Consider the following 21,531-nt stretch of genomic DNA (forward strand, 5'->3'; position numbering starts at 1 on the left):
CGCCCGGCCGCGCTCGCACCCCGGAACGCGGAAGCCGGCGGCCGCCTCACGCCACTCCCTCGGAGAGGGGGAGGAGCGCGGAGGCGACCGCCGGCGGGACCGCTCAGGACGGTCGGTCGGAGGGGATCAGGCGGGGACGGCCTGCGCGGTGGCGGGCTCGGGCACCTCGGCGACCACTGGGGCGCGCTTGATGCTCTTCGCGATGATCACGCAGACGGCCGTGACGACCATGCCCACCAGGATGGCGACCAGGTAGAGGATCGGCTGCCCGACGAGCCCGGTGACCCAGACGCCGCCGTGCGGGGCGCGGAGGGTGGAGCCGAAGAGCGCGACGAGCGCACCCGTGACGGCCGAGCCGACCATGGCGGACGGGATCACGCGCAGCGGGTCGACCGCGGCGAACGGGATGGCCCCCTCCGAGATGAAGGACGCGCCCAGCAGGTAGGCGGCCTTGCCGTTCTGGCGCTCGGCGTCGGTGAACAGGCGCTTGCGGAGCGTCGTGGCCAGGGCCAGACCCAGCGGCGGGGTCATGCCGGCGGCCATGACGATCGCCATCACCTTGAACTGCACGGAGTTCGGGTCGCCGTCGGCGGGGACGGAGGCGAGGCCGGTGGTCGCGAAGGCGTAGGCCACCTTGTTGACCGGACCGCCCATGTCGAACGCCATCATGAGGCCGAGGATGATCCCCAGGATGATCAGGTTGCCGCCCGAGAGGCCCGAGAGCCAGGACGACAGGCCCTCGCTCAGTGCGCGGAGCGGCGCTCCGAGCACCACGAACATCAGGAAGCCGGTGATGAAGGTGGCGATCAGGGGGATGATCACGACGGGCATCAGCGACTTGAACGCCGCGGGGAGCTTGATCCGCGAGATGTAGAGGGCCGCGTAGCCGGCGATGAAGCCGGAGGCGAGGCCGCCCAGGAAGCCCGCGCCGACGGTGACCGCGACCGCGCCGCCGAGGAAGCCCGGCGCGATGCCGGGACGGTCGGCGATGCCGAAGGCGATGAAGCCCGAGAGCACCGGCACCAGGAACGCGAAGGTCGCGCTTCCGATGAGGAACATCACTCCGGCCCAGTCGGTGATGTTCGCGACGTTGAAGCCGTCGTCGATGATCTGCTGGGCCGTGAAGTCGACGATCCGGTAGCCGCCGAACAGGAACGACAGCGCGATCAGCAGACCGCCCGCCGCGACGAACGGGATCATGTAGGAGACGCCGGTCATCAGGTTCTGGCGGATGCGTGTTCCGACGCCGACCTTCTTCGGCGCGGCGGGGGCCGCGGCCGGAGTCGAGCGGGCGGGGGCGGACGCGGCGGAGCCGGAGCCGCGGAGGGCCAGAGCGCGGTCGAGGACCTCGTCCGGCTTGGACAGGGCCTCGGCGACGCCCACCTGGAGGATCGGCTTGCCGGCGAAGCGGTCCTTGCCGCGGACCTCGAGGTCGGCGGCGAGGATGACGACGTCCGCGGCGGCGATGTCGGCCGCGGTCATCTCGTCCGAGCCGGCCGCGCCCTGGGTCTCGACGTGGATCGGGTAGCCGCGCTTCTTCGCGGCCTGCTCGAGCGCCTCCGCCGCCATGTACGTGTGGGCGATGCCCGCGATGCAGCTGGTCACGGCGACGAAGCGCGGGCCGGAGGCGGGGCTCGCGGCGGGCGCGTCCTGCACCTTCGCGACGGCGCGGTCGATGACGTCGGCCGCCTTCGCGAGCGCCTCCGACGTGCCCACCTCGAGGGTGGGCTTCCCGGCGAAGCGCTCCTTGCCGCGGACCTCGAGGTCGGCGGCGAGGATCACGACGTCGGCGTCGGCGATGGTCCGGTCCGACATGGGATCGGACCCCGCGGCGCCCTGGGTCTCGACCTGGATCTCGTACCCCTTCTTCTTCGCGGCCTGCTCGAGGGCCTCGGCCGCCATGTAGGTGTGCGCGATGCCGGCGATGCAGCTCGTGACGGCGACGATCCTCATGAGACGACGACCTCTCGGGCGATGATGTCCGCGACCTCCTGGCCGCTGGCGGCGGCGCGGAGGGAACCGGTGAAGGACTCGTGGATCAGCTTGCGGGCGAGCTGGGCGAGGATCTTGAGGTGCGCCTGGTCGGCGCCGTCCGGAGCCGCGATCAGGAAGATCAGGTCGGCCGGGCCGTCGGGGGCGCCGAAGTCGACGCCCTGCTTCGCGATGCCGACCGCCACGCTGGGCGAGACGACGTGGGAGGAGCGGGCGTGGGGGATCCCGATGCCGCCGGGCATGCCGGTCGCCATCTGCGACTCGCGGTCGCGGACGTCGGTGAGGAAGCCGTCGAGGTCGGTGACGCGGCCGGCGTCGGCGAGCGTCTTCGCGAGCTGCGCGGTGGCCTCGTCCTTCGTGGCGGCGGTGAGGTCGACGATGACCGTCGACGCCTCGGTGAGAGCAGTCATGCGCTCAGTTCTCCAATCGGGAGGGTGGGGTCGGGGTTCTCGACGACGGAGACGTCGTCGAGGCGGAGGGAGTCGGGACCCGGGGCTTCGCTGCCCGGGAGCTGGACGGCGGCGGTACCCCACGCGACTGCTGTCGCGAGGCGCTCCGCCTCCGTGGCGTCGACGGCCGAGAGGTAGCCGGCGAGCGTGCTGTCGCCGGCGCCGACGGTGCTGAGGGGCACGACGGCGGGGGCGCCCGCCCACCACGACGCGTACGCCGTGACGAGGAGGGCGCCGTGCTCTCCGAGGCTGACGAGCGCTCGCGCGTCGGGCAGCTGCAGGAGTTCACGGGCTCCGGCGACGACGTCTCCGACCGTCGTCAGGGAGCGGCCGAGGAGCTCCTCGAGCTCCTCGAGGTTGGGCTTCACCAGGGTGGCGGTGCCGGCCGCGATGATCGCGGTCAGGGGGGCTCCCGAGGTGTCGACGGCGAGGGGGACGCCGAAGTGCAGGGCGAGGCGGCCGAGGGCGGGGTAGAAGTCCACTCCCAGTCCCGGGGGGACGCTGCCGCAGGCGACGAGCCAGCGGGGCGAGGCCGAGACGTGCTCGCCGATCAGCTGGGAGAGGGCGCGGGCCTCCTCCTCCGTGACGGCGGGGCCGGGCTCGTTGATCTTGGTGGTGCGGCCCGTCCGGTCGTCGACCACGGTGATGTTGGTGCGGATCGGGTGGGCGATCGCCGCACTGGCCGAGCGGACTCCGGCGGCCCGGAGCATCGTGGACAGGTCGAGGCCGGTGGAGGCGTCGGCCGGGTAGACCGCGGTCGCCTCGACGCCGTTGCGCGCGAGGGCACGGGCGACGTTGACGCCCTTGCCGGCCGGGTCGCGCCGCACGTCGTGCGCACGGTTGACCTCGCCGACGGCGAAGCCGCTCGTGGAGAGTGTGACGTCGATGCTCGGGTTGGCGGTGACGGTGACGATCATGCGCGGACGACCTCCGGGCCGGCCGACTCGATGTCGTCGGCGAGCTCGTCGTCGACATCGGCGTCGGTGATGACGGTGTCGACCGCGGACAGCGGAGCGACGTGCCCGAAGTCCTGCCGGCCGAACTTCGAGTGGTCGGCGAGGACCACGACCCGGCGGGCGGAGGCGATGATCGCGGACTTGACGACGGCCTCGTCGAGATCGGGGGTGGTGAGCCCGCGCTCGAGGCTGAGGCCGTTCGTGCCGATGAAGGCGACGTCCACCGAGACCGTGGAGAGGGCCTGGGCGGCCCACGGCCCGACGGCGGCCTGCGTGACTCCGCGCAGGTGCCCGCCGATGAGGTGGAGGTCGATGTTGGGCCGGCCGACGAGCGCCATCGCGACGGGGAGGGAGTGGGTGACGACCGTCAGCCGGCGGTCCAGGGGGAGCAGCTCCGCCAGCCGCACCGTGGTGGTGCCGGCGTCGATGGCGATCGAGCCGCCGTCGGGCACCTCGGCGAGGGCCGCGGTGGCGATGCGGTCCTTCTCGCCGGCGAGGTGTCCCTCGCGGGCGGCGACCTCGGGCTCGATGCCCAGCCGCTCGACGGGGATGGCTCCGCCGTGCGCACGGCGCAGCAGGCCCCGCTTCTCGAGGCTGGTGAGATCGCGGCGGATCGTCTCCGGCGTCACGGCGAGGGAGAGGGCGAGGTCGCGGACCTCGACACGCCCGTCGGTGCGGGCGCGGTCCAGGATCGCCTGGTGCCGCTCCGGTGCGTACATGTGGACTCCGTCGTCTCGCCGTGGGTGGTGCGCCGGATCCGCGGTGTCGTTGCCGACCTCGGATCTGCGTTTACCTCTTTTTAGACCCGTTCAGGAGGGAAGTCAACAGAAACGGACAGAATCGGCAGGCGGAATCGGGCGCGGCGACGCCGGGAAGACCGGGAAGCGGACCGCCGGGTCAGGCGGCGAGCTGCTCGAGCTCCTCCTCGAGCTGCGCGAGCTGGCGCTCCAGGCGCCGTCGTTTCAGGAGGGACGCCTCCGGCAGCGCGGCGCGAAGCCGCTCGCGCTCGGCCTCGGCGAGGGTGCGGCGCGCGGTGCGCAGCTGCTCCTCCCGCTCCTTCTCGCGCTCCTCCGGCGTGAGCTTGCGCGCCGAGATCCCGGCGTCGCTCATCCCGACGGAGATCCACGACGCGGCGATCAGGATCACCTGGCAGACGAGGTTGAACCAGATCAGCAGACCGATGAGGACCGCGAACGAGGCGAGCAGCGGATTGCGGGAGGCGCCGCCCAGCAGCTGCGTTCCGAGGACCTTGAGCGCGCCGAGAGCGATCCCGCCGAGCAGCGACCCCGCCCAGAGGTTCTTCCAGGGGATCGAGATGCCCGAGAGGATGCGGAAGGAGCCGGCGAGGGTGCCCGTGTCCAGGGCGAGCATGATCAGCAGGCCGACCGCGCTGCCGGCGAGACGGGCCGGCATCGACTCGCTGCCGATCCCGAGGAAGCCGAACGCCACGTCCACCAGCGAGGTCGAGAACACGGAGAGACCCGCCGAGACCAGCAGCACCGCCCCGAAGACCAGGGCGAGCCCCGCGTCCTTGAGCTTGAGCAGGACGAAGAGGGTCGTGGGTCCGGGGAGCGAGAAGAGCAGCCGGACCGCCTGGCGCAGGCTCCCCAGGAAGTTCAGCGCCGTCCAGAGCAGGCCGGCGGCCGCGATCGCACCCGTCCAGCCGAGGATCGACGAGTCGAGCAGGTCGTCCACCGACACGAGCGCGTTCTTCCCGCCGATCAGGCCGGGGACGGAGCGGGTCACCAGATCGAGGAGGGAGTCGCGCAGCACCGAGTCGTCGCGCACCCAGAAGCCGAAGACGGCGAAGAAGACGAAGAGCGCCGCGAAGACCGCGAACAGGGCCTGGAAGGCGAGTCCGGAGGCGAAGAGGGGCCCGCCGGTCTCGGAGTAGTGGAGCATCACCCGCACCGGCCGCGTCCGCATGACCCGCTCGAACAGGCCCGGGATCCCGCGGGGAGTGTCGGCCGCCTCGGTCATTCCTCCAGCGTACTGAGGCCTCGCGGCGCTCCCGTGCACGCGCCCGCCTGCACGCAGGAACGCGTCCGGCCCGCCGGATCCGAGGATCCCGGCGGGCCGGACGCGTTCGCGAGGGGGAGGATCAGGCGCGGCCGCGGATGACGGCCTGCTTCACCTCGGCGATCGCCTGCGTGATCTGGATGCCGCGCGGGCACGCCTCCGTGCAGTTGAAGGTCGTGCGGCAGCGCCACACGCCCTCCTTGTCGTTGAGGATGTCCAGGCGCGCTCCACCGGCGTCGTCGCGCGAGTCGAAGATGAAGCGGTGGGCATTCACGATCGCCGCGGGGCCGAAGTACTGCCCGTCGGTCCAGAACACGGGGCAGGACGACGTGCACGCGGCGCAGAGGATGCACTTCGTGGTGTCGTCGAAGCGGGCGCGGTCGGCGACCGACTGCACGCGCTCCTTGCCCTTGGGCGCCGGGGTGTTGGCGACCAGGAACGGCTGCACCTCGCGGTAGGAGGCGAAGAACGGCTCCATGTCGACGACGAGGTCCTTCTCGAGGGGCAGCCCCTTGATCGCCTCGATGTAGATCGGCTGCGAGATATCGAGATCCTTGATCAGCGTCTTGCAGGCCAGGCGATTGCGGCCGTTGATCCGCATCGCATCGGATCCGCAGATGCCGTGCGCGCACGAGCGGCGGAAGGTCAGCGATCCGTCCTGGTCCCACTTGATGCGGTGCAGGGCGTCGAGGACGCGGTCGGTCGAGTACATCTCGACGTCGAAGTCCTGCCAGCGCGGCTCGGCGTCCACCTCGGGGTCGAAGCGGCGGATGATGAACGTGACGGTGAACGCCTCCGGGGCCGCGGGGGCGGCGGGCGGCTGCTCGAGGGTAGCGGTCGACATGGCTAGTACTTCCTCTCCATCGGCTGGTACCGGGTGATCACGACGGGCTTCCAGTCGAGCCGGATGTGGTCACCGGCGTCGGAGGAGTGGGCGTCACCGGAGAGGTACGCCATCGTGTGCTGCATGTAGTTCTCGTCGTCGCGCTTCGGGAAGTCGTCGCGCATGTGGCCGCCGCGGCTCTCCTTGCGGTTGCGCGCCGAGTAGACGACGACCTCGGCGAGGTCGAGCAGGAAGCCCAGCTCGACGGCCTCGAGGAGGTCGGTGTTGAAGCGCTTGCCCTTGTCCTGCACCGAGATGTTGCGGAACCGGTCGCGCAGGCGCTGGATGGTCCCGGTGACGGCCTCGAGGGACTCGTCGGTGCGGAACACCTGGGCGTTCTTGTCCATCTCGTCCTGCAGCTCCTTGCGGATCGAGGCGATCCGCTCGGTGCCGGTCGCGGAGCGGAGCGAGGCGAGCATGTCGCGGATCGCGCCGGCCGGGTCGGCGGGCAGGGGGGTGAAGTCGACCGTCTTGGCGTAGTCGGCGGCGTTGTTGCCGCTGCGCTTGCCGAAGACGTTGATGTCGAGGAGGGAGTTGGTGCCGAGGCGGTTGGAGCCGTGCACCGAGACGCACGCGCACTCGCCGGCGGCGTAGAGGCCCGGGACGACGGTCGTGTTGTCCGAGAGCACCTCGGCCTTGACGTTGGTCGGGATGCCGCCCATCGCGTAGTGCGCGGTCGGCATGACGGGGACCGGCTCGACGACGGGGTCGACGCCCAGGTAGGTGCGGGCGAACTCGGTGATGTCGGGGAGCTTGGTCTCGAGGACCTCGGCGCCCAGGTGGGTGCAGTCCAGCAGCACGTAGTCCTTGTGCGGTCCGGCGCCGCGGCCCTCCGCCACCTCCTGGACCATGCAGCGGGCGACGATGTCGCGCGGCGCGAGGTCCTTGATGGTGGGGGCGTAGCGCTCCATGAAGCGCTCGCCCGAGGCGTTGCGGAGGATCGCACCCTCTCCTCGCGCTCCCTCGGTGAGGAGGATGCCGAGGCCGGCGAGGCCGGTCGGGTGGAACTGGAAGAACTCCATGTCCTCCAGGGGGAGGCCCTTGCGCCAGATGATGCCGACGCCGTCGCCGGTGAGGGTGTGCGCGTTGGAGGTGGTCTTGTAGATCTTGCCGAAGCCGCCGGTCGCGAAGATGATCGCCTTCGCCTGGAAGACGTGCAGCTCGCCCGTGGCCAGCTCGTAGGCGACGACGCCGGAGGGCTTGGCCACTCCGTCGACCTCGGTCATCACCAGGTCGAGGACGTAGAACTCGTTGTAGAAGTTGATGCCGAGCCGGACGCAGTTCTGGAACAGCGTCTGCAGGATCATGTGGCCGGTGCGGTCGGCCGCGTAGCAGGCCCGGCGGACGGGCGCCTTGCCGTGGTCGCGGGTGTGGCCGCCGAAGCGGCGCTGGTCGATCTTGCCCTCCTCGGTGCGGTTGAAGGGCAGGCCCATGTTCTCGAGGTCGATGACCGCGTCGATGGCCTCCTTCGCGAGGATCTCGGCCGCGTCCTGGTCGACGAGGTAGTCGCCGCCCTTGACGGTGTCGAAGGTGTGCCACTCCCAGCTGTCCTCCTCGACGTTCGCGAGGGCGGCTGCCATGCCGCCCTGCGCCGCTCCGGTGTGGGAGCGGGTCGGGTACAGCTTCGAGATCACGGCCGTCCTCGCCTTGGGGCCGGCCTCGATGGCCGCGCGCATCCCGGCACCGCCGGCGCCGACGATGACGACGTCGAACTGGTGGTAGTGGACGCCGTCGGGTCCGACGGTCTGCGCGAAGGCGCTCTGGTCGGCGCCGGTGTGGGAGTGGCCTGGTGTGCTCACGGGGTGGGTGCTCCGTCGTACGGGGATGGGAGGGGGAGGTGCCGGGACGTGATGCCGCGGACCGGGAGGGGCGCGGGCCCCTCTCCGATCCGCGGCACCGTGGTCACGCTGCGCAGAAGGAGGGCAGCAGGTCCGCGGCGGTGCCGGCGGGGCACGGGTCGAACGCGAAGACGACCCAGGTGCCGAGCGCGATCAGCGCGACGACGGCGACGAGGATGCCGCCCTTGAAGGCCTTGGCCAGCAGGGGCGAGGTCGCGTAGTCGTTGACCAGCGTGCGCATGCCGTTGCCGCCGTGGATCAGCGCGAGCCACAGCATGAGGACGTCCCACCACTGCCAGAACGGGTTCGCCAGCTTGCCGCCGACGAAGCCGAAGTCGATGGCCTTGATGCCGTCGCCCAGCAGCAGGTTGTAGATGAGGTGCCCGAAGATCAGGACGATCAGCACGACGCCGGAGGCGCGCATGTAGATCCAGCCCCACTTCTCCCAGTTGGTGCCGGAGGAGCGGGTCGGGGTGTGCGGGGTCCGCGGTGCGGCGACGGTGCTCAATGCGCACCCCCCTCGCTGAAGACGTTGATCAGGTGGCGCGGCGCGAAGCCGAGCATCAGCACGACCCAGAGGCCCATGACGACCCAGAAGAGGACGCGCTGATTGCGGGTCGCCCAGCTCCAGAAGTCGACCAGGATGATCCGCAGGCCGTTCAGCGCGTGGAACGCGATGGCGCCCACGAGCCCGGTCTCGCCGAGTCCCATGATCGGGTTCTTGTACGTGCCGATGACCGCGTTGTACGCCTCGGGGCTCACGGCGATGAGAGCGGAGTCGAGGACGTGGACGAGGAGGAAGAAAAAGATGGCGACACCGGTGATCCGGTGGAGCACCCACGACCACATGCCTTCGCGACCGCGGTACAGGGTTCCGGCCGGACGCCGGATCTTCCCCTGCTTCCGGGGTGCGAGGGTTTGAGCAGCTTGAACTGACACGAACAACCCTCCCTGGTTGTGCTCCGACGGCCTGACCTGTTCCCACGTCGCGTGGACGGGGACGGGGCGGGGAGCGACGAGAAACTCGCCCTCCGATTCTAAGCGCGCTCGCAGGCGGGCGCGGCTTAGGCGAGCCTTAGCTGCGGGGCAGGGCGAGGGCGGGCGCCCCCGCGGTCGCGTAGTGCGCGAGGAGCTCGTCGGTGAGCGCGCTCCAGGTGCGGTGGAGCACGCGGCGGCGGCCCGCCTCGCCGAGCCGGGCGCGCAGTGCGGGATCTCGGACCAGGCGCTCCACCTGCCGGCGGAGGTCGGAGTCGCTCTCGGGCGCGTAGAGCAGGCCGTCCACGCCGTGCTCGATGAGGTCGGTGGGGCCGCCCGCGTGCGGCGCGACCACGGCGGTGCCGGACGCCTGCGCCTCCTGGACCGTCTGGCCGAACGTCTCCTCCGTGCCGGTGTGCACGAAGACGTCGAGCGCGGCGAAGACCGCCGGCAGCCGGTCGCCGTCGAGCCGGCCGAGCATCCGCGCCGCCGGGCCGAGGGCGGCGGCGACCCGGGCGGAGGAGGGGCCGTAGCCGCCCACGACCAGCTCCGCGTGCGGGAGGGAGGCGAGTGCCGCCATCCGCTCCACCCTCTTCTCGGGGGAGAGGCGCCCGATGTAGCCGACGAGCGCGTCATCGGCGCCGAGTCCGGCTCGGACGGCCTGCGCGTAGGGGGAGGAGCGGCGGCGCGGGTGGAAGCGCTCGCTCTGCACGCCGCGGCCCCACAGCGCGGTGCGCTCGATGCCGGCGGCGGCGAGGTCGTCGAGGGCGCTGGTGGAGGGGGCGAGGGTCAGGTCCGCCCCGGCGTGGATCTGGCGGATCACCCGCCAGGCGAGGGCGCGGGCGCCGCGGATGCCGTAGCGGGCCGCGAATCGCGCGACGTCCGTCTGGTAGATCGCGACACTCGGCACCCCGAGCCGGCCGGCCGAGGCGATGGCGCGGGCGCCGAGGAGGAAGGGCGAGGCGACGTGCACCACGTCGGGCTCGAAGTCGGCCAGCTCCCGGGTGAGGGCGAGCGTGGGGATCCCGACCGGGAAGTCGCGGTAGGCGATCGCCGGGTGCTCCACGACGCGGTGGCCCGCGTAGTGGCCCGGCGCCCCCGCGGCCGGGCAGACGACGAGCGCCTCGATCCCGCGCTTCGCGAACTCGTCGAGCACCCGCAGGACGCTCGTGGTCACGCCGTTCAAGGACGGCAGGAAGCTCTCGGTGACGACCGCGACTCTCACGCCCCGGACGCTACGGCGGCGGGATGAACGGCGGCGCGCGCTCGGGTGAACGGACGGTCGCGCTCGGGCTCCCTTGTATCCTGCGGACATGACATCACCTGAGACCGATGGCCGCGCCCCGCTCGACCGCTTCTACAGCGTGATCCCCGCCGGCGGGATCGGCTCGAGGCTGTGGCCGCTCTCCCGGGCCGACGCCCCGAAGTTCCTGCACGATCTGACGGGATCGGGACAGACCCTCCTCCGTGACACCTGGGACCGCCTCGCGCCCATCTCGGGCGCCGACCGGATCATGGTCGTGACCGGGCGCGCGCACCGCGCCGCCGTCGAGGAGCAGCTCGAGAGCCTCGAGGACCTCAACGTCGTCCTCGAGAGCGAGCCGCGCGACTCGTCCGCCGCGATCGGCCTGGCCGCCGCCATCCTCGAGCGCCGCCAGCCGGGCGTGATCATCGGCTCGTTCGCCGCCGACCACGTCATCAGCGGTCAGCAGCTGTTCCACGACGCGGTCGCCGAGGCCGTCGTCGCGGCGGACGCGGGCTACATCGCGACCATCGGCATCACGCCGACCGAGCCTGCCGTGGGCTTCGGCTACATCCGCACGGGGAAGCACCTCGGGATCGACGGGGCGACGCACACGCTCGCCGTCGACTCCTTCGTCGAGAAGCCCGACGCCGACACCGCGCGCGCCTATCTCTCCAGTGGTCAGTACCTCTGGAACGCGGGCATGTTCATCGCCCGCGCCGACCGCCTCCTCGAGGAGCTCGGCCGCGCCAAGCCGAAGCTGCTCGCCGGACTGCTCGAGCTCGCCGCCGCGTGGGACACCCCGGAGCGCGGCGCGGTCGTCGACCGCATCTGGCCGGGCCTGGAGAAGATCGCGATCGACTACTCCGTCGCCGAGCCGGCCGCGGCCGCGGGCAAGCTGGCCGTCGTGCCCGGCCACTTCTCCTGGGACGACGTGGGCGACTTCGCCTCGATCGCGAAGCTGCACTCGAGCGGACTCCGCTCGGACCTCGCCATCCTCGGCGAGGACGCCCGCGTGCTGGCCGACTCCGCGACGGGCATCGTCGTCAGCGGCGGCAACCGCACCATCGCCCTCATCGGAGTGAAGGACATCGTCGTCGTGGACACCCCCGACGCGCTCCTGGTGACCACGACCGAGAACGCCCAGAAGGTCAAGGGCGTCGTCGACGCCCTGCGCCTCTCCGGCCGCACCGACGTCCTCTAGCCCTCCGTCCCACCCGTCGAAGCGCGGCCCTCCCCTCGGAGGCGCCGCGCTTCGCCGTTCCGCCCCTCGCCTCATGCGCGTGCGGCGGTCCCGATCCGCCGTTCGCGCGGCGACTCGACCACCCTCGATGAGGGCCTCGGCCGTCGCCCTGGGTGCTGGTGGCTGGGTCTCGATCCGCCGCTTCCGCGGCAACTCGACCACCATGGAGGAGCATCGCGTCAAGCCCGACCGCGCGCAGCGCGGAGCTCCTCCGAACGCCTTCGACATCCGGCAGCAGGGGAGAGGGCCGCGAGCCGGAATCGCGTGCCAGCGATTCAGGCCAGCCCGACGCGACCCGCTCTGCGGAACGCACCCGTCGCGAAGCCGACCGCGCCGAGCCGCTCCGCGGCTCGGAATCGAGCCCAGCCGACCGCGCCGAGCCGCTCCGCGGCTCGGAATCGAGCACAGCCGCCCGCACCCCGCGACACGCTCAGCATGTCGCGAAGATCAACACTGTGTAACTCTTCCTGACCACCACCGTCCGGGCGGCTGAGCGGCTTGTCACATTGGGTAACGTGTGGGAATCGACGCCCTGCTGCGCTCGTCGCGCGGGGCCGCATTCCTGGAGGACGACATCTTGACTATCACCTCGCGTAAGGCCGCGTTCGGCGGTCTCGCCGCCCTCGGCGTCACCGCGCTTCTCGCCGGTTGCGCCTCCGCCCCCGAGGAGAGCGGCTCCAGCGCCGCCGCCGGTGGCGACTTCCTGCCCTGCATGGTCTCCGACGCGGGCGGGTTCGACGACAAGTCGTTCAACGAGCTCGGCTACAACGGCCTCGTGAAGGCCTCGGAGGACCTCGGCGTCACGCCGAAGACCGTCACCTCGGAGTCCGAGACGGACTACGCCCCGAACCTGACCAGCCTCGTCGACCAGGGCTGCAACCTGATCATCACCGTCGGCTTCGCGCTGGCCGAGGCCACGTCGGCCGCGGCCGAGGCGAACACGGACATCGACTTCGCGATCATCGACGACGCGTCGATCGACCTGCCGAACGTCAAGCCGATCACCTTCGACACCTCGCAGGCGGCGTTCCTCGCCGGCTACGCGGCCGCGTCGTACTCCAAGACCGGCGTCGTCGGCACCTACGGCGGCCAGCAGTTCCCGACCGTCACGATCTTCATGGACGGCTACGCCGACGGCGTGAAGTACTACAACGAGCAGAAGGGGAAGGACGTCAAGGTCGTCGGCTGGGACGTCGACGCGCAGACCGGCTCCTTCACCGGCGGCTTCGCGGCGGGCGTCGAGGCCAAGTCGGCCGCGCAGTCGCTGATCGACCAGAACGCGGACGTCATCCTCCCCGTCGGCGGTCCGATCTTCCAGTCGGCGATCGAGGCGATCCGCGACTCCGGCAAGGACATCGCGATGGTCGGCGTGGACGCGGACCTGTACGAGACCTACCCCGACGGCGCCGACCTGTACCTGACCTCGATCCTCAAGGGCATCGAGGCCGGCACGACCGACGTCACCAGCTCCGCCGGAGCCGACGACTTCGACCCCACTCCCTTCGTGGGCACCCTCGAGAACGACGGAGTCGGCATCGCGCCGTTCCACGACTTCGAGTCGAAGGTCTCGGGCGACCTGCAGGGCGAGCTCGACACCATCAAGGCGGGCATCATCGACGGCTCCATCACCGTCACCTCCCCGTCCGCTCCCGCGGCGTCCTAGCCGCTTCCTCGAAGAGGCCGGCGGGCCCGAGCACACCTCGGGCCCGCCGGCCTCTTCGTCGGTCCGGCGGGCCGATCGGCTCCGCTGCGTCCCTCGATCCCGGCCGACGGCGCATCGTGGCGCGAACCGAAAGTTAGATTGGTCCCATGAAGCTCGAACTGCGTGGCATCACGAAGCGCTTCGGCGCGCTCGTGGCCAACGACCACATCGATCTCACCGTCGAACCAGGTGAGATCCACTGCCTCCTCGGCGAGAACGGCGCGGGCAAGTCGACGCTCATGAACGTGCTCTACGGCCTGTACCAGGCCGAGGAGGGGGAGATCCTGCTGGACGACGCGGTCCAGCACTTCTCCGGTCCGGGTGACGCCATGAAGGCGGGCATCGGGATGGTCCACCAGCACTTCATGCTCGTCCCCGTGTTCACCGTCGCCGAGAACGTCATGCTGGGCCACGAGGAGACGAAGGCCGGCGGGCGCCTGGACCTCTCCGCCGCGCGCGCCCGGGTGCGCGAGATCTCGGACCGCTTCGGCTTCGACGTGGATCCCGACGCCCTGGTCGAGGACCTCCCCGTCGGCGTGCAGCAGCGGGTCGAGATCATCAAGGCGCTCTCGCGCGACGCCCGGGTGCTCGTGTTCGACGAGCCGACCGCGGTGCTGACCCCGCAGGAGACCGACGAGCTGATCGCGATCATGCGCCAGCTGCGTGCGGCCGGGACCGCCATCGTCTTCATCACGCACAAGCTCCGCGAGGTGCGCGAGGTCGGAGACCGCATCACGGTCATCCGCCTCGGCAGAGTCGTGGGGGAGGCGTCGCCGACGGCGAGCAACGCCGAGCTCGCCTCGCTGATGGTGGGCCGCGCCGTCGAGCTGACGGTGCAGAAGGAGCAGGCGGTGCCGGGCGACGAGGCCCTCGTCGTCTCGAACCTCACCGTGCGCGACGCCAACGGTCAGGCCGTCGTCGACGACGTCTCCTTCGAGGTCCGCCGCGGCGAGATCCTCGCGATCGCGGGCGTGCAGGGCAACGGCCAGACGGAGCTCACCGAGGCGATCATGGGCCTGCAGGAGCGGGTCGAGGGCTCGGTGACCCTGGACGGGCGCCGCCTCGACGGGCTGTCCGTGCGCCGCGTCCTCGAGTCGGGGGTCGGCTTCGTCCCCGAGGACCGCACCGAGGACGGTCTGGTCGCCGAGTTCACGATCGCCGAGAACCTCATGCTCGACCGCAGCGACCGCGGTCCGTTCGTGAAGGGACTGGGCCTGCGGCTCAAGGAGCTCGAGCGCTTCGCCGAGGAGCGGGTGCGCGAGTTCGACGTGCGCGCCCAGGGGATCGGCACCCACGTCGGCCGCCTCTCCGGAGGCAACCAGCAGAAGGTGGTGCTCGCGCGCGAGCTCAGCCGGGAGCTGCGGCTGTTCATCGCGGCGCAGCCCACTCGCGGCATCGACGTCGGCTCCATCGAGTTCGTCCACAAGCGCATCGTCGAGACGCGCGACACCGGGGTCCCCGTGATCGTGGTGTCGACCGAGCTCGACGAGGTCGCGGCGCTCGCCGACCGCATCGCGGTCATGTACAAGGGCGGGATCATCGGCATCGTCCCCGCCGACACGCCCCGCGAGGTCCTGGGGCTCATGATGGCCGGGCAGACGCCCGCCGAGAAGGGAGCGGCGGCGTGAGCGACGCGCAACTGCCCGCGGTCGATCCCGACGCGGAGACCGAGAAGGCGTCCGGGCTCGAGCCCGGCCAGAAGCCGGATCAGGAGGTGCGCACCGGCCCGCTCGAGAGCGGCGCCTCCCGCGTCCTGCGCGAGATCCTCTCCGGCACCGCGCTGATGTCGGTGCTCGCCGTGCTGCTCTCCCTCATCGCGGGCGGCGTGCTGATCGCCGCGACCGACAAGGACGTCCAGGCGGCGTCGGGCTACTTCTTCGCCCGGCCGCTCGACACCCTGCAGGCGATCTGGCAGTCCGTCTCCGGTGCCTACTCCTCGCTCTTCCAGGGCTCGGTCTACAACTTCCGCCGCGAGGGCTTCGCCAACGGCATCAAGCCACTGACGGACACCCTGGCCTTCGCGACCCCGCTGATCGCCGGCGGCCTCGGAGTGGCGCTGGCCTTCCGCGTCGGCCTGTTCAACATCGGCGGCCGCGGCCAGATGCTGATCGCCGCCGCCTGCGCGGGCTGGGTCGGCTTCTCCTTCGACCTCCCATGGGGCGTGCACCTGATCGTCGCGCTCGCCGCCGGCATCCTGGGCGGCGCGCTCTGGGGCGGACTCGTGGGACTGCTCAAGGCCCGCACCGGCGCGCACGAGGTGATCCTCACGATCATGCTCAACTACGTCGCGTTCTACCTGATCTCCTACCTCCTGCGGACGCCCGGCGCGCTGCAGGCGCCCGGCTCGAACAACCCGAAGTCGCCCGGGATGAAGGAGACCGCGGTCTTCCCGGCGCTCCTCGGCCCCGGCTACTCGCTCACGCTCGGCTTCGTCTTCGCGGTCCTCGCGACCGTGTTCGTCTGGTGGCTCCTGAACCGCTCGACGATCGGCTTCAAGTTCCGCGCGGTGGGGGAGAACCCTCACGCGGCCCGGGTCGCGGGCATCGACGTGAAGAACAGCTACGTGTACGCGATGCTCCTCTCCGGCGGCCTGCTCGGCCTCGCCGGCAGCGCCCAGGTGATGGGGACGGTCACGACCGGATTCACCTCCGGGATCGACGCGGGCATCGGCTTCGACGCGATCACGGTCGCGCTGCTGGGCCGCTCCCGACCCTGGGGCGTGTTCTTCGCCGGCATCCTCTTCGGCGCCTTCAAGGCGGGCGGCTACTCGATGCAGGCCGCCGAGGGCGTGCCGATCGACGTGGTCCTCGTCGTCCAGTCGCTGATCGTCCTCTTCATCGCCGCACCGCCGCTGGTGCGCGCGATCTTCCGCCTCCCGACGCCCGGGGCAGCCCCGAAGCGCCGCACCCGCCGCACCTCGGAGGTGTCCGCATGAGCACCGCCGTCGCCACCGCCCCCGACCGCGTCGTGATCCGCAGCTGGAAGGCGCCGATCGCGTTCGGCGTCTTCGCGCTGCTCGCCGTCGTCCTCTTCGTGGCCCTCGGCCGCGACGGGACGAGCTCGTTCCGCCTCGCCGCGGGGACCGACTTCTTCGCGCTGCCGGACATCCCGTTCCCGACGCGGGGGACGGGCGTGGTCGTCGCGATCCTCCTGGTCGCCCTGGCAGTCGCGTCGGCCGCGCTCACCCGCGCCGGCCGCCGGATCCCGCTCTGGCTCTCGGCGGTCTTCGCCCTGGTCTTCCTGATCGGGTTCCTCGTCTGGGCGTCGGCCGGTGCCGCCCTGCCCGTCTCGGGGCTGCTGCTCGGGACCGTCGGGCTCGCCACTCCGCTGATCTTCGGCTCGCTCGGCGGCGTCATCTCGGAGCGGGTCGGAGTCGTCAACGTCGCGATCGAGGGTCAGCTGCTCGCCGGCGCCTTCACCGCGGCGATGGTCGGCTCCCTCACCCGCCAGCCGGTGCTCGGCCTGCTCGCGGCGATGGTCGCGAGCGTCCTGGTGTCGTTCGTGCTGGCCGCCTTCGCGATCAAGTACCTGGTCGACCAGGTGATCGTCGGAGTCGTGCTGAACGTGCTGGTGACCGGCCTGACGAGCTTCCTCTACTCCCAGGTCCTCTCCGCCGACGCGTCGACGTTCAACTCGCCGGTGAAGTTCGACCGCCTCCCGATCCCGGTGCTCAGCCAGGTGCCGATCGTGGGCGCCGTCCTGTTCAACCAGACGGTGATCGTCTACCTGATGTACTTCGCGATCTTCGCGGTGTGGTGGGGCCTGTTCAAGACCAAGTGGGGCCTCCGCCTGCGCGCAGTGGGCGAGCACCCGCAGGCCGCGGACACCGTGGGCATCGATGTCGCCCGCACGCGCTTCTGGAACGTCTCCCTCGCCGGGGCGATCGCCGGAGTCGGCGGCGCGTACTACACGCTCGACGCGGTCGGCGCGTTCGGCAAGGAGATGACCGCGGGTGCGGGCTTCATCGCCCTGGCCGCCGTCATCTTCGGCCGCTGGGACCCGATCAAGGCGACGCTCGCGTCGCTCCTGTTCGGCTTCGCGACCAACCTGCAGAACGTGCTCGGCGTCATCGGCTCGCCCGTGCCGAGCGAGTTCATGCTGATGCTGCCGTACGTCGTGACGATCTTCGCGGTGGCCGGTCTCGTCGGCCAGTCCCGCGGACCGGCCGCCGCCGGCAAGCCGTACCTCAAGTCCTGAGAGGAGCCGTCGTGACCGACATCGACTGGGAGGCGCTGCGCGAGGCCGCCCTGGAGGCCATGAGCCACGCCTACGTCCCGTACTCGAAGTTCCCCGTCGGGGTCGCCGCGCTCGTGGACGACGGCCGGACGATCTCGGGCTGCAACGTCGAGAACGCCTCCTACGGGCTCACGCTCTGCGCCGAGTGCGCGCTGGTGTCCTCGCTGCACATGACGGGCGGCGGCCGGCTCGTCGCCTTCACCTGCGTCGACGGGAAGGGCGGCGTCCTGATGCCCTGCGGGCGCTGCCGCCAGCTGCTCTTCGAGCACTCGGCCGAGGGCATGCTCCTCCAGACCGTGTCGGGCGTGAAGACGATCGACGAGGTCATCCCCGACGCCTTCGGCCCGCGCACGCTCGAGGCCTACGCCGCCTCCTAGGGCCGCCGTCACCGCTCCCACTCCCGAACCGAGGACCCCGCATGACCCGCACCACCCCCGTCGAGGACTTCGACGCCGTCGACATCATCCGCACCAAGCGCGACCGCGGCACGCTCTCGACCGCGCAGATCGACTGGCTGATCGACGCCTACACCCGCGGCTACGTCGCTGACGAGCAGATGGCGGCCTTCGCGATGGCGGTCCTGCTGAACGGGATGGAGCGCGACGAGATCCGCGACCTCACCCTGGCGATGATCGCCAGCGGCGAGCGCATGCGGTTCGACGGACTCGGCAAGCGCACGGTCGACAAGCACTCCACGGGCGGGGTCGGCGACAAGATCACGCTGCCGCTGATGCCGCTGGTCGCCTCCTTCGGCGTGGCGGTGCCCCAGCTCTCGGGACGCGGGCTCGGCCACACGGGCGGAACGCTCGACAAGCTGGAGTCGATCCCGGGCTGGCGGGCCGACCTCGGCAACGAGGAGATGCTGGAGCAGCTGCGGACGGTCGGCGGCGTGATCTGCGCCGCGGGCTCGGGCCTCGCCCCCGCCGACAAGAAGCTCTACGCGCTCCGGGACATCACCGGGACCGTCGAGGCGATCCCGCTGATCGCGTCCTCGATCATGTCGAAGAAGATCGCCGAGGGGACCGACGCCCTGGTGCTCGACGTGAAGTTCGGCTCCGGCGCGTTCATGGTCGACATCGAGCGCTCGCGGGAGCTGGCGCGGGCGATGGTCGACCTCGGCAACGACGCGGGGGTGCGGACCACCGCGCTGCTGACCAACATGAACGTGCCGCTCGGTCTGGCCATCGGCAACGCGAACGAGGTGCGGGAGTCGGTCGAGGTGCTCGCCGGCGGCGGCCCCTCGGACGTCCGGGAGCTGACGCTGGCCCTGGCCCGCGAGATGCTGGCCCTCGCCGGGCAGCCGGACGCGGACGTCGAGCGCGCCCTCGACGGCGGCGCGGCGATGGACACCTGGCGCGCGGTCATCCGCGCTCAGGGAGGGGATCCGGATGCGGCGCTCCCCGAGGCCCGCGAGACCCACGTCGTGGTCGCCGAGCGCGACGGCGTCCTGGTGGAGCAGCAGGCGCTGCCGTTCGGCATCGCCGCCTGGCGCCTGGGCGCCGGACGCGCCCGCCAGTCCGACGCGGTGCAGCACGCGGCGGGGATCGACCTGCACGCGAAGCCGGGCGACCGCGTCCGCGCGGGCCAGCCCCTGCTCACGCTGTCGGCCGACGAGCCGGAGCGCTTCGCCCGGGCGCTCGAGGCGCTCGACGGTGCCTACCGGATCGGCGACGACGGCGACGAGGTGCTCGGCGGCGGCCCCCTCGTGGCGGAGCGCGTCTCCTAGCCCCGCGCCGCCCGGCACGGAGGAGGCGCCGCCCGGCGAGCCGCTTCCGCCGACCCTCTAGGGTGGTCGGCGAACCACCGCCGACCTGCGAGGAGCACCGTGACCGATCAGACCGAGGAGTACCTCCTCCCGGGCGAGGGCGTCCTCATCGACGAGCTCCCCAAGGTGTCGCTGCACGACCACCTCGACGGAGGCCTGCGGCCCGGGACGGTCCTCGAGATCGCCCGCGAGACGGGCGTGCCGCTCCCGGCCGAGGAGCCGGACGCGCTCGCCGAGTGGTTCCGTGCCACGGCCGACTCCGGCTCCCTCACCGACTACATCGCCACCTTCGAGACGACGGTCGCCGTGATGCAGACCGCGCCGGCGCTCGAGCGCGTGGCCCGCGAGTTCGTGCTCGACCTCGCCGCCGACGGAGTCGTGCACGGCGAGGTGCGCTGGGCGCCGGAGCAGCACCAGCGCGCCGGGCTCTCGCTCGACGCGGCTGTCGAGGCGGTCCAGGAGGGGCTGCAGCAGGGCGTGCAGGAGGCGGCGGCGCAGGGATATCGCATCCGCGTCGGCCAGCTGATCACCGCGATGCGGCACGCCGACCGCTCGCTCGAGGTCGCCGAGCTGGCGCTGCGCCACCGCGAGCGCGGTGCGATCGGCTTCGACATCGCCGGAGCCGAGGCGGGCTTCCCCGCCTCGAGGCACCGTCCCGCCTTCGAGCTGCTCGCGGCGGCGCACTTGCCGACCACGGTGCACGCGGGGGAGGCGGACGGCCTCGACAGCATCCGCTCCGCCCTGCTCGACGGCCGCGCGCTGCGCCTGGGTCACGGCGTCCGGATCGCGGAGGACATCCGCATCGAGCGCCAGGACGACGACGCGAGCTACGTGACCCTCGGCGAGCTCTCGGAGTGGGTGAAGGACCGCGAGATCGCCCTCGAGCTCAGCCCCTCCTCCAACCTGCAGACCGGCGCCGTCGCGGCGTGGGGTGCCGAGCTCGCCGACCACCCCTTCGACCTGCTCTACCAGCTGGGCTTCCGCGTCACGGTGAACACCGACAACCGCCTGATGAGCGCGACGACCCTCAGCCGCGAGCTCGCCCTCCTGTCGGACGCGTTCGGGTACGATCTCGACGACTTCGAGGCCTTCCAGCTGAACGCGGCTCACGCCGCCTTCCTGCCGCTCGACGAGCGCCGCGAGCTCGTCGAGACGATCAGCGCCGGCTTCGAGGCGGCCTGACGGTGCCGCTCGACGCGCTTCCCGAGGAGGCGGTGGCCCTCCGCCACTCCGCCGGATCCTGGCGGGAGGCCGTCCTCGAGGCGGGCCGTGCTCTCGAGCGGACCGGCGCGGTGGACGCCGCCTACTCCCGGCGCATGGTCGAGCAGGTCGACGTGCTCGGGCCGTACATCGTCATCGCGCCCGGGCTCGCCCTCGCGCACGCCCGGCCCGGCAACGACGTCCTCGCGGACGGCCTCTCCGTCGTCACGCTGGCCGAGCCCGTCGCTTTCGGGCACAGCACCAACGATCCGGTCTCGGTCGTCATCGGGATCGCCGCCACCCAGGCGCACGGACACGTCGGCTTCGTCTCCGGGCTCGCCGACGTGCTCAGCCGTCCGGACGCGGTCGGCGCCCTCGCCGCCGCCCGCACCCTCCGCAGCATCAACGCCGTCCTCACCGACAGCACCCCGCACCACCCGCACCACGGAAGAAGCGCATGAAGATCGTCACCCTCTGCGGCGCCGGAATCGGCACCGCCGCCATCCTCAAGCTCGGCGCCGAGCGCGCCCTCGAGACCCTCGACCTCGAGGCCGAGGTGATCGCCTCCGACCTGGCCTCCGTCGACGCGCTCGCCGCCGACGCGCAGGTCATCCTCACCTCCGGCGAGCTCGTCGACCGCATCGGCCGCACCTTCGCCGAGGTCGTCGTCATCGACAACTACCTCGACCAGAACGAGATCACGGAGAAGATCGAGCGAGCGCTGGGCTGAGCTCGACTCTGAGCCGCTCCCTGCGCGGCTCAGCGCGGTCGGCCTCCCGACGGGGTGCGTTCCGCAGAGCGGGTGGCGTCGGGCTGCCTCGAATCGCTGGCACGCGATTCTCGGACGCGCCCTCCACCTTGCGGGGAGAGGGCGTCCTCCTCCCCCTGCTGGTCGAGTGGCCGCGGAGCGGCGTGCCGAGAGTCGGCTTCCTGCGCGGACGGCTGCCCGGACCTCGGGGGGTCAGCGGGCGGCGAGCTGCTCCAGGACGGTGCCGATCAGGCGGCGGGCGCGGGAGGGGGAGAGGCAGGC

The 21,531-nt window shown here is 71.6% G+C and carries 20 protein-coding genes; 10 read left to right on the forward strand and 10 right to left on the reverse strand.

Annotation, left to right across the window (positions count from 1 at the left end):
- Nucleotides 1–126: 126 nt before the first annotated feature.
- The 10 genes from C5C63_RS07415 to C5C63_RS07465 form a co-directional block, all read right to left on the reverse strand.
- The gene (locus C5C63_RS07415; protein WP_104232839.1) at nucleotides 127–1,953 is read right to left on the reverse strand and encodes a PTS fructose-like transporter subunit IIB; all 1,827 of its coding nucleotides are present in this window, start codon (nucleotides 1,951–1,953) and stop codon (nucleotides 127–129) included.
- A complete protein-coding gene (locus C5C63_RS07425) occupies nucleotides 1,950–2,402 on the reverse strand; it encodes a PTS sugar transporter subunit IIA (RefSeq protein ID WP_104261596.1) in 453 nt (150 codons plus the stop codon). Before C5C63_RS07425 ends, C5C63_RS07415 begins: the two co-directional genes overlap by 4 nt.
- The gene (locus C5C63_RS07430) at nucleotides 2,399–3,358 is read right to left on the reverse strand and encodes a 1-phosphofructokinase family hexose kinase (RefSeq protein WP_104325789.1); all 960 of its coding nucleotides are present in this window, start codon (nucleotides 3,356–3,358) and stop codon (nucleotides 2,399–2,401) included. Before C5C63_RS07430 ends, C5C63_RS07425 begins: the two co-directional genes overlap by 4 nt.
- Nucleotides 3,355–4,116, reverse strand: a complete 762-nt coding sequence (locus C5C63_RS07435) for a DeoR/GlpR family DNA-binding transcription regulator (RefSeq protein ID WP_104226423.1) — start codon at nucleotides 4,114–4,116, stop codon at nucleotides 3,355–3,357. Before C5C63_RS07435 ends, C5C63_RS07430 begins: the two co-directional genes overlap by 4 nt.
- 178 nt (nucleotides 4,117–4,294) lie before the next feature.
- Nucleotides 4,295–5,377, reverse strand: a complete 1,083-nt coding sequence (locus C5C63_RS07440; protein WP_104223189.1) for a YhjD/YihY/BrkB family envelope integrity protein — start codon at nucleotides 5,375–5,377, stop codon at nucleotides 4,295–4,297.
- A 121-nt stretch (nucleotides 5,378–5,498) separates the two neighbouring features.
- Nucleotides 5,499–6,260, reverse strand: coding sequence for a succinate dehydrogenase iron-sulfur subunit (locus C5C63_RS07445; RefSeq protein ID WP_068254543.1), 762 nt, complete (start codon nucleotides 6,258–6,260; stop codon nucleotides 5,499–5,501).
- Nucleotides 6,261–6,262: 2 nt separating this feature from the next.
- Nucleotides 6,263–7,999: a succinate dehydrogenase flavoprotein subunit gene (gene sdhA / locus C5C63_RS07450; RefSeq protein ID WP_244230709.1), complete on the reverse strand. Its 1,737-nt coding sequence runs from the start codon at nucleotides 7,997–7,999 to the stop codon at nucleotides 6,263–6,265.
- Between the two features lie 202 nt (nucleotides 8,000–8,201).
- Nucleotides 8,202–8,645, reverse strand: coding sequence for a succinate dehydrogenase hydrophobic membrane anchor subunit (locus C5C63_RS07455; RefSeq protein WP_104223187.1), 444 nt, complete (start codon nucleotides 8,643–8,645; stop codon nucleotides 8,202–8,204).
- Entirely contained in the window at nucleotides 8,642–9,076 is a 435-nt protein-coding gene (sdhC, locus tag C5C63_RS07460) for a succinate dehydrogenase, cytochrome b556 subunit (protein ID WP_374952907.1), read from the reverse strand. Before sdhC ends, C5C63_RS07455 begins: the two co-directional genes overlap by 4 nt.
- A 136-nt stretch (nucleotides 9,077–9,212) precedes the next feature.
- Nucleotides 9,213–10,337, reverse strand: coding sequence for a glycosyltransferase family 1 protein (locus tag C5C63_RS07465; RefSeq protein WP_181110574.1), 1,125 nt, complete (start codon nucleotides 10,335–10,337; stop codon nucleotides 9,213–9,215).
- An 88-nt stretch (nucleotides 10,338–10,425) separates the two neighbouring features.
- On the opposite strand from C5C63_RS07465, the gene C5C63_RS07470 reads away from it, so the two are divergent.
- The 10 genes from C5C63_RS07470 to C5C63_RS07515 all read left to right on the forward strand — a co-directional run bounded on the left by C5C63_RS07470 (nucleotide 10,426) and on the right by C5C63_RS07515 (nucleotide 21,231).
- On the forward strand, nucleotides 10,426–11,559 hold the full coding sequence (locus tag C5C63_RS07470) for a mannose-1-phosphate guanylyltransferase (protein WP_104223184.1): 1,134 nt from the start codon (nucleotides 10,426–10,428) through the stop codon (nucleotides 11,557–11,559).
- 616 nt (nucleotides 11,560–12,175) lie between these two features.
- A complete protein-coding gene (locus C5C63_RS07475) occupies nucleotides 12,176–13,261 on the forward strand; it encodes a BMP family protein (RefSeq protein WP_104246690.1) in 1,086 nt (361 codons plus the stop codon).
- 146 nt (nucleotides 13,262–13,407) lie between these two features.
- A complete protein-coding gene (locus C5C63_RS07480) occupies nucleotides 13,408–14,928 on the forward strand; it encodes an ABC transporter ATP-binding protein (protein WP_104325791.1) in 1,521 nt (506 codons plus the stop codon).
- Entirely contained in the window at nucleotides 14,925–16,235 is a 1,311-nt protein-coding gene (locus C5C63_RS07485) for an ABC transporter permease (protein WP_208543314.1), read from the forward strand. The genes C5C63_RS07480 and C5C63_RS07485 overlap by 4 nt, the downstream gene beginning before the upstream one ends.
- Nucleotides 16,232–17,497: an ABC transporter permease gene (locus tag C5C63_RS07490; protein ID WP_104232837.1), complete on the forward strand. Its 1,266-nt coding sequence runs from the start codon at nucleotides 16,232–16,234 to the stop codon at nucleotides 17,495–17,497. Before C5C63_RS07485 ends, C5C63_RS07490 begins: the two co-directional genes overlap by 4 nt.
- Before the next feature lie 11 nt (nucleotides 17,498–17,508).
- Nucleotides 17,509–17,913, forward strand: a complete 405-nt coding sequence (locus C5C63_RS07495; RefSeq protein ID WP_104223180.1) for a cytidine deaminase — start codon at nucleotides 17,509–17,511, stop codon at nucleotides 17,911–17,913.
- A 41-nt stretch (nucleotides 17,914–17,954) separates the two neighbouring features.
- On the forward strand, nucleotides 17,955–19,262 hold the full coding sequence (locus C5C63_RS07500; RefSeq protein WP_104263199.1) for a thymidine phosphorylase: 1,308 nt from the start codon (nucleotides 17,955–17,957) through the stop codon (nucleotides 19,260–19,262).
- 99 nt (nucleotides 19,263–19,361) lie between these two features.
- Nucleotides 19,362–20,483 carry an adenosine deaminase gene (locus tag C5C63_RS07505; protein WP_104325792.1) on the forward strand — a complete coding sequence of 374 codons (1,122 nt, stop codon included), beginning with the start codon at nucleotides 19,362–19,364 and terminating at the stop codon, nucleotides 20,481–20,483.
- A 2-nt stretch (nucleotides 20,484–20,485) separates the two neighbouring features.
- The gene (locus C5C63_RS07510) at nucleotides 20,486–20,962 is read left to right on the forward strand and encodes a PTS sugar transporter subunit IIA (protein WP_104223177.1); all 477 of its coding nucleotides are present in this window, start codon (nucleotides 20,486–20,488) and stop codon (nucleotides 20,960–20,962) included.
- Entirely contained in the window at nucleotides 20,959–21,231 is a 273-nt protein-coding gene (locus C5C63_RS07515) for a PTS sugar transporter subunit IIB (protein WP_104325793.1), read from the forward strand. Before C5C63_RS07510 ends, C5C63_RS07515 begins: the two co-directional genes overlap by 4 nt.
- Nucleotides 21,232–21,531 lie beyond the last annotated feature (300 nt).

It is taken from the genome of Rathayibacter sp. AY1B8, from assembly GCF_002932775.1.
In the GTDB taxonomy this organism is placed as follows: domain Bacteria; phylum Actinomycetota; class Actinomycetes; order Actinomycetales; family Microbacteriaceae; genus Rathayibacter.

Excerpts from the sequence above, each read along its gene's own strand:
- C5C63_RS07415 (WP_104232839.1), bottom strand. The coding sequence starts at position 1,953 with ATGAGGATCGTCGCCGTCACGAGCTGCATCGCCGGCATCGCGCACACC.
- C5C63_RS07425 (WP_104261596.1), bottom strand. The coding sequence starts at position 2,402 with ATGACTGCTCTCACCGAGGCGTCGACGGTCATCGTCGACCTCACCGCC.
- C5C63_RS07430 (WP_104325789.1), bottom strand. The coding sequence starts at position 3,358 with ATGATCGTCACCGTCACCGCCAACCCGAGCATCGACGTCACACTCTCC.
- C5C63_RS07435 (WP_104226423.1), bottom strand. The coding sequence starts at position 4,116 with ATGTACGCACCGGAGCGGCACCAGGCGATCCTGGACCGCGCCCGCACC.
- C5C63_RS07440 (WP_104223189.1), bottom strand. The coding sequence starts at position 5,377 with ATGACCGAGGCGGCCGACACTCCCCGCGGGATCCCGGGCCTGTTCGAG.
- C5C63_RS07445 (WP_068254543.1), bottom strand. The coding sequence starts at position 6,260 with ATGTCGACCGCTACCCTCGAGCAGCCGCCCGCCGCCCCCGCGGCCCCG.
- C5C63_RS07470 (WP_104223184.1), top strand. The coding sequence starts at position 10,426 with ATGACATCACCTGAGACCGATGGCCGCGCCCCGCTCGACCGCTTCTAC.
- C5C63_RS07480 (WP_104325791.1), top strand. The coding sequence starts at position 13,408 with ATGAAGCTCGAACTGCGTGGCATCACGAAGCGCTTCGGCGCGCTCGTG.
- C5C63_RS07490 (WP_104232837.1), top strand. The coding sequence starts at position 16,232 with ATGAGCACCGCCGTCGCCACCGCCCCCGACCGCGTCGTGATCCGCAGC.
- C5C63_RS07500 (WP_104263199.1), top strand. The coding sequence starts at position 17,955 with ATGACCCGCACCACCCCCGTCGAGGACTTCGACGCCGTCGACATCATC.
- C5C63_RS07515 (WP_104325793.1), top strand. The coding sequence starts at position 20,959 with ATGAAGATCGTCACCCTCTGCGGCGCCGGAATCGGCACCGCCGCCATC.